The organism is Buttiauxella warmboldiae, from assembly GCF_003818135.1.
In the GTDB taxonomy this organism is placed as follows: domain Bacteria; phylum Pseudomonadota; class Gammaproteobacteria; order Enterobacterales; family Enterobacteriaceae; genus Buttiauxella; species Buttiauxella warmboldiae.
Window position 1 is genome coordinate 148981 of record NZ_RPOH01000021.1, and the last position, 6059, is coordinate 155039.

A 6059-nucleotide genomic window follows, 5' to 3' on the forward strand; every position below is an offset into this window, starting at 1 on the left:
GACGCTGATACCACGAACAGCGCAAAACGGTACGGAAACCGGAATTGCCACTGGCAGTTTTTATATATGGCAAGGTACGGGTCGTACCGGGTGATACCCCGGTTATGAACCCTCTTATAGATCAAACGCTCTGGCAGCAGTGCCGGACGTGCGGCTGCATCATATGCAGCTGTCTTCAAGACGGGATGAAATTCGAAATGCGAAAGATTCAAGGCTTGCGCTGGTACATGATAGCTCTGGTCACTATGGGCACCATTCTGGGTTATCTGACACGTAATACTATTGCTGCGGCAGCACCTACTCTGATGGAAGAGCTGCATATTTCTACTCAGCAATACTCATATATCATCGCAGCTTACTCGGCTTGCTATACCATCATGCAGCCTGTTGCAGGCTACGCGCTCGATGTGCTTGGTACTAAAGTCGGCTACGCATTCTTTGCTGTCGCATGGGCAATTTTCTGTGGCGCAACGGCGCTGGCGGGAAGCTGGGGTGGACTGGCCATTGCGCGTGGCGCCGTGGGTGCCGCTGAAGCTGCCATGATCCCGGCTGGCCTGAAAGCCAGTAGCGAATGGTTCCCGGCTAAAGAGCGCTCCATCGCCGTAGGTTATTTTAACGTCGGCTCTTCTATTGGCGGTATGATTGCTCCACCATTAGTGGTCTGGGCGATTGTGATGCACAGCTGGCAGATGGCTTTCATCATCTCCGGCGTCCTGAGCTTTGCATGGGCAATGGCGTGGCTTGTCTTCTACAAACACCCGCGCGATCAGAAACGTCTTTCTGAAGAAGAGCGTGAGTACATCATTGGCGGTCAGGAAGCTCATCACCAGACCAACAACAGCAAAAAAATGAGCGCATGGAAAATCCTGCAGAACCGTCAGTTCTGGGGTATCGCTCTGCCGCGCTTCCTGGCTGAACCAGCCTGGGGAACTTTCAACGCCTGGATCCCACTGTTCATGTTTAAAGCTTACGGCTTTGACCTGAAACACATCGCGATGTTTGCCTGGATGCCAATGCTGTTTGCTGACCTTGGCTGTATCGTTGGCGGCTACCTGCCACCGCTGTTCCAGCGCGTATTCGGCGTTAACCTGATTGTTTCCCGTAAACTGGTCGTCACCATGGGGGCGTTACTGATGATTGCGCCTGGGACTATCGGCCTGTTCACCAGCCCATATGTTGCAATCGCTCTGCTGTGCGTTGGCGGTTTCGCTCACCAGTCGCTGTCTGGCGCCCTGATCACACTCTCTTCTGACGTATTTGGTCGTAACGAAGTGGCAACGGCGAACGGCCTGACCGGTATGGCTGCCTGGACCGCAAGTACAATGTTTGCGCTGGTCGTCGGCGCGCTGGCTGATACCCTTGGCTTCAGCCCGCTGTTTGCCGCACTGGCAGTCTTCGATGTGCTGGGGGCTATCGTTATCTGGACCGTGCTGCAAAACAAACCTATCAGTGAGTTAGAAGAGCAGCAAAAACCGAAACAAGCGTTAGCTTAATCGCGGTCTAAATTTTGCACATCAGGCCGCCTACGGGCGGCTTTTATGTAGCCAGAATGTGGAGCCGAACTTTGAAAAGTGGTATAACAAATTAGGTTAACCGCAGGATTTTTCCCGGAGCTACAGATGGAAGTTATGGAACCTCGTCGTCTTTATCAGCAATTAGCCGCTGAACTTAAACAACGCATCGAAAACGGTGTTTATCTGGTTGGGGAAAAACTCCCGGCAGAGCGCTTTATTGCTGAAGAAAAGAACGTGAGCCGCACTGTGGTTCGTGAAGCTATCATCATGCTGGAAGTAGAAGGGTACGTTGAAGTCCGCAAAGGCTCCGGCATCCACGTGATGGCCAATCAGGCCAAATACTCCAGCCTGCCTGATGAACAGTTTGAATTTGCCAGTTTCGGGCCGTTTGAGCTGCTGCAGGCTCGCCAGCTTATCGAAAGCAATATTGCGGAATTCGCGGCAACTCAGGTCACCAAGCAAGATATTGTCAAGCTGATGGAAATTCAGGAAATGGCCCGTAATGAGCATAATTTCCAGGATTCAGAATGGGACCTTCATTTTCACACTCAGGTAGCCCTGGCCTCGCAAAATAGCGCCCTTGCAGCCGTCGTTGAAAAAATGTGGAGCCAGCGTATCCACAACCCATACTGGAAAAAACTTCATGAACATATCGATAAGCGCACCGCCGATAACTGGTGTGAAGATCATGACCAGATCCTTAAAGCCCTGATTCGTAAAGATCCACATGCGGCCAAAGTGGCAATGTGGCAGCATCTGGAGAACACCAAACAGATGCTGTTTGATGCCACCAGCGATGATTTTGAATTTAACGCGGACCGCTACTTATTTGCCGATAATCCGGTAATTCATCTCGATACCACGGCAAACAGTCAAAAATAGCCCTTTCCCCGCGCGAGGGTAAGCAAACCAACCAATAGTGTCAGCGTTTGTAAATACCCTCGCCAGCCCCTCAGTGAGTCCTCAAAATCAACTCCCGGCAAAGCACAAATACTGTGACGCTCCAGGCTGAGCTTTGTTACAATTAGATGCAATTTCATCGTCGGTGTTCGCTTTGCTGTACACCTGCCTGTTCGTCTTCACACGGAGCTGTGGCAAGAAGAGGCAATAAGCGGTGGATTGTAAGCGGCAATCAGACAAGCAAAACCAGACAATAAAGCCGCACTCTACCAGGCTGACTTAGTCAGCGGTCTTAACCGATGTGCCAGGAACACTGAATGGAACTTCTCACGCAACTGTTGAACGCTCTCTGGAGCCAGGATTTTGAAACGCTCGCCAATCCAGGAATGATTGGCATGCTTTATTTTGTTTTATTCATGATCTTATTTCTTGAAAACGGCCTGCTGCCGGCCGCCTTCCTGCCGGGCGATAGCCTGTTAGTTTTAGTGGGTGTGCTGATTGCCAAAGGGGCGATGGGTTTTCCGGAAACGCTTTTTTTACTGACCACTGCCGCAAGCCTCGGCTGTTGGCTGAGCTATATCCAGGGGCGCTGGCTTGGGAACACGCGGATCGTGCAAAACTGGCTGTCGCATCTTCCCGCTCACTATCACCAGCGGGCGCATAATCTGTTCCATAAGCATGGCCTGGCGGCGTTACTGATTGGCCGCTTTATCGCTTTTGTGCGCACTCTGTTACCGACCATTGCCGGGTTGTCTGGTCTGAACAATGCGCGTTTCCAGTTCTTTAACTGGATGAGCGGCCTGTTATGGGTACTGATCCTGACGACTCTGGGTTACCTGCTCGGCAAAACGCCGGTATTCCTCAAGTATGAAGATGCATTGATGTCCTGCCTGATGCTGCTACCCGTCGTGCTGCTGGTCATTGGCCTGTGCGGTTCGTTGATCGTGCTTTGGCGTAAAAAATACGGTAACCGTGGTTAAGAGGTATGCGATGAGAACACACTTTTTTCGTGGTCTGCGGGCCACGATACTGACAGGCGTTATCGCCATCGCCTCAATCCTGATCTGGTCGGGAATGCAGACAACGGAGTCCACCCTGGAAATTCGCTCCAGCCAGCAGGGCATCAGCATACCGGACGGTTTTTTTGTCTCGCACCACCTTAATGCCAACGGTATTCGCTTTAACAGCATTACCCCTGACAACAACTCCTTATTGATTAAATTTGATTCAAGCGCGCAAAGCGAAGCGGCCAAAGCCGTGCTGTATAAAACGCTGCCGCATGGCTATGTCATCGCCCAACAAGAAGAGGGCGACAGCGCCAGCAACTGGCTGACGCGCGTGCTCAACGAAAATATCCGCATCGGCTAACCCCGTTCCTGAAATCCTAATTTGTCATCGGAATTGGGTTTTTACTCAATTTCTGTCTATGCTTGTTTTGACTTAACTCGCTACAACTTATTGGTTTTGTCTAATTTCTGGATTCTATGTGTGGTTAACCTTGCGGTTAAACGTACATTCACAATGGAAGGTTTTCGCTCATGAACATTCGTACCGTATTGGCTATCGCCCTGTTATCACTGACATCTGCCGCACAAGCGAACTCGCTGTGCGGCGAAAAAGAGCGGGATATACAGCGCGAAATTGGCTATGCGGAGAAACACCAGAATCAAAGTCGCGTCGATGGCCTGAACAAAGCGTTGCGGGAAGTTCGTGCCAATTGCACCGACAGCGGTTTACGCGCGGCGCATCAGAAGAAAATTAACCAGCAGCAGGCTGAAATCGCCGAGCGGAAAGCAGATCTGCAAGAGGCGCACGCAAAAGGCGACGCCGATAAAATTACCAAACGGGAGCAAAAACTGGCGGAAGCTGAAGATGAGCTGAAAACCCTGCAGGCCCGTGATTATTAAGACTACCCCATACCCGCAGCGCGAAGTCTGTGGGGTATTAAGGACTGACCTCAAACACCTGGAGAGAACTATGTCAAAAGATACTACATCAGAACATTTGCGCGCTGAGTTGAAATCCCTGGCAGATACCCTTGAAGAGGTGCTGAGCGCATCGACGGATAAGTCTAAATCCGAGCTTGAAAAGCTACGTGGCAAAGCAGAAAAAGCGCTGAAAGAGAGCCGTGTGCGCCTGGGGGATACCGGTGACGTCATTGCCAGACAAACCCGCGAAGCGGCGGCAAAAGCTGACGATTATGTCCGTGAAAATCCATGGACCGGCGTCGGTATTGGTGCGGCGATTGGCGTCGTGCTCGGCGTGCTGCTGACGCGTCGTTAATTATGCCTGAATCCCATCAATCTCAAGGGCCAGGTAAAGGCGTACTGGGTATTGGTCAGCGCCTTGTCACCATCATTGTAGGAATGGTGGAAACGCGCGTTCGCCTTGCCGTGGTGGAGCTGGAAGAAGAGAAGGCGCATCTCGTTCAGCTGCTGCTGATGCTTGGGCTAACCATGTTGTTTGCGGCATTTGGCTTAATGAGTCTGATGGTGCTGATTATCTGGGCAGTCGACCCGCAGTATCGCTTAAATGCCATGATTGCGACTACCGTCATACTGCTGGCTTTAGCCTTGATTGGCGGTATCTGGACGCTGCGTAAATCTCGCCGGTCCACGCTGTTACGCCATACCCGTCGGGAGTTGGAAAACGACCGCGCGCTGCTGGAAGATGACAAGCCATGAGCGACCGTGAGCGCGATAAGCGTAAGGCATTTTTACTCAGCCAGATCCAACAGCAGCGCCTGGATTTAAGCGCCAGCAGACGCGACTGGCTCGAAGCGACCGGCGCATATGACCGCGGCTGGAGTACGCTACTGAGTTTGCGCAGCTATGCGTTAATCGCCAGCAGCGTAATGGCTATCTGGACCGTGCGCCACCCAAGCTTCCTGATGCGCTGGGCCAGGCGCGGGTTGGGTGCCTGGAGCGCCTGGCGGCTGATCCGCAGCACCATTGAGCAGCAATCACGTTGATCTTAACGCCGCTTCCCGCAAGCGGCGTTTTTACTGCTGAGCTTGCTCAACTAATTTGAAAAACATCGACAGTTTTCCTTGCTAACAATCCGATAACGTCCCGTCTATTATCCTCCACAGCAAAGCGCAATTACCGGTAACTATCGGAAATTGCAAAAACAAACATCCCTGGGCTGATAGCACCCACAAGAGATTTGCTGGAGAGTAAAAATGAAAAAATTAGATGATGCTGGCGTTCTGTTAGCACGGATCCTGATGCCGATTCTGTTTATCGTGGCAGGCTGGGGCAAAATCAGCGGTTATGCCGGCACTCAGCAATATATGGAAGCGATGGGGGTTCCGGGATTTTTGCTGCCGCTGACCATTCTGCTTGAGTTCGGCGGCGGCCTGGCGATTCTGTTCGGTTTCTTTACTCGTACTACAGCGATTATTACCGCGGTGTTCACGCTGCTGACCGCGTTCTTGTTCCACGGTGATTTCAGCCAGGGCATGAACTCAACTATGTTTATGAAGAACTTCACCATCGCTGGTGGCTATCTGTTGCTGGCTATCTTTGGACCGGGTGCCTACAGCATCGACCGCGTACTGAAGAAAAACTGGTAATCCTCTATACTGAGTTTTGTTAAAAGCGAAGGTTAATCCCTTCGCTTTTTTTGTGTGCGCCGGGCATGGCG

At 51.7% G+C, this 6059-nt stretch carries 9 protein-coding genes; all 9 read left to right on the plus strand.

Annotated elements, in window-relative coordinates:
* The first annotated feature begins 197 nt into the window (after positions 1–197).
* The 9 genes from EHN07_RS06815 to EHN07_RS06855 all read left to right on the plus strand — a co-directional run bounded on the left by EHN07_RS06815 (position 198) and on the right by EHN07_RS06855 (position 5988).
* Positions 198–1493, plus strand: coding sequence for an MFS transporter (locus EHN07_RS06815; protein WP_124023419.1), 1296 nt, complete (start codon positions 198–200; stop codon positions 1491–1493).
* Positions 1494–1619: 126 nt separating this feature from the next.
* Entirely contained in the window at positions 1620–2396 is a 777-nt protein-coding gene (gene exuR, locus EHN07_RS06820; RefSeq protein ID WP_124023420.1) for a transcriptional regulator ExuR, read from the plus strand.
* 335 nt (positions 2397–2731) lie between these two features.
* A complete protein-coding gene (gene yqjA, locus EHN07_RS06825) occupies positions 2732–3394 on the plus strand; it encodes a DedA family general envelope maintenance protein YqjA (protein ID WP_124023421.1) in 663 nt (220 codons plus the stop codon).
* Between the two features lie 10 nt (positions 3395–3404).
* Complete coding sequence (mzrA, locus tag EHN07_RS06830; protein WP_124023422.1) at positions 3405–3782, plus strand: EnvZ/OmpR regulon moderator MzrA; 378 nt, start codon at positions 3405–3407, stop codon at positions 3780–3782.
* Between the two features lie 170 nt (positions 3783–3952).
* Positions 3953–4321 carry a DUF1090 domain-containing protein gene (locus EHN07_RS06835; protein ID WP_124023423.1) on the plus strand — a complete coding sequence of 123 codons (369 nt, stop codon included), beginning with the start codon at positions 3953–3955 and terminating at the stop codon, positions 4319–4321.
* 70 nt (positions 4322–4391) lie between these two features.
* Positions 4392–4697, plus strand: a complete 306-nt coding sequence (locus EHN07_RS06840; protein ID WP_124023424.1) for an ElaB/YgaM/YqjD family protein — start codon at positions 4392–4394, stop codon at positions 4695–4697.
* 2 nt (positions 4698–4699) lie between these two features.
* Positions 4700–5098: a phage holin family protein gene (locus tag EHN07_RS06845; protein ID WP_124023425.1), complete on the plus strand. Its 399-nt coding sequence runs from the start codon at positions 4700–4702 to the stop codon at positions 5096–5098.
* Positions 5095–5385 (plus strand): YqjK-like family protein, encoded by a 291-nt coding sequence (locus EHN07_RS06850; protein WP_124023426.1) that lies wholly within the window; start codon positions 5095–5097, stop codon positions 5383–5385. Before EHN07_RS06845 ends, EHN07_RS06850 begins: the two co-directional genes overlap by 4 nt.
* A 210-nt stretch (positions 5386–5595) precedes the next feature.
* Positions 5596–5988 (plus strand): DoxX family protein, encoded by a 393-nt coding sequence (locus EHN07_RS06855; protein WP_124023427.1) that lies wholly within the window; start codon positions 5596–5598, stop codon positions 5986–5988.
* Positions 5989–6059 lie beyond the last annotated feature (71 nt).

Coding starts and splice junctions, on each gene's coding strand:
- exuR (WP_124023420.1), top strand. CDS start 1,620: ATGGAAGTTATGGAACCTCGTCGTCTTTATCAGCAATTAGCCGCTGAA.
- EHN07_RS06815 (WP_124023419.1), top strand. CDS start 198: ATGCGAAAGATTCAAGGCTTGCGCTGGTACATGATAGCTCTGGTCACT.
- mzrA (WP_124023422.1), top strand. CDS start 3,405: ATGAGAACACACTTTTTTCGTGGTCTGCGGGCCACGATACTGACAGGC.
- EHN07_RS06855 (WP_124023427.1), top strand. CDS start 5,596: ATGAAAAAATTAGATGATGCTGGCGTTCTGTTAGCACGGATCCTGATG.
- EHN07_RS06840 (WP_124023424.1), top strand. CDS start 4,392: ATGTCAAAAGATACTACATCAGAACATTTGCGCGCTGAGTTGAAATCC.
- EHN07_RS06835 (WP_124023423.1), top strand. CDS start 3,953: ATGAACATTCGTACCGTATTGGCTATCGCCCTGTTATCACTGACATCT.
- yqjA (WP_124023421.1), top strand. CDS start 2,732: ATGGAACTTCTCACGCAACTGTTGAACGCTCTCTGGAGCCAGGATTTT.
- EHN07_RS06845 (WP_124023425.1), top strand. CDS start 4,700: ATGCCTGAATCCCATCAATCTCAAGGGCCAGGTAAAGGCGTACTGGGT.
- EHN07_RS06850 (WP_124023426.1), top strand. CDS start 5,095: ATGAGCGACCGTGAGCGCGATAAGCGTAAGGCATTTTTACTCAGCCAG.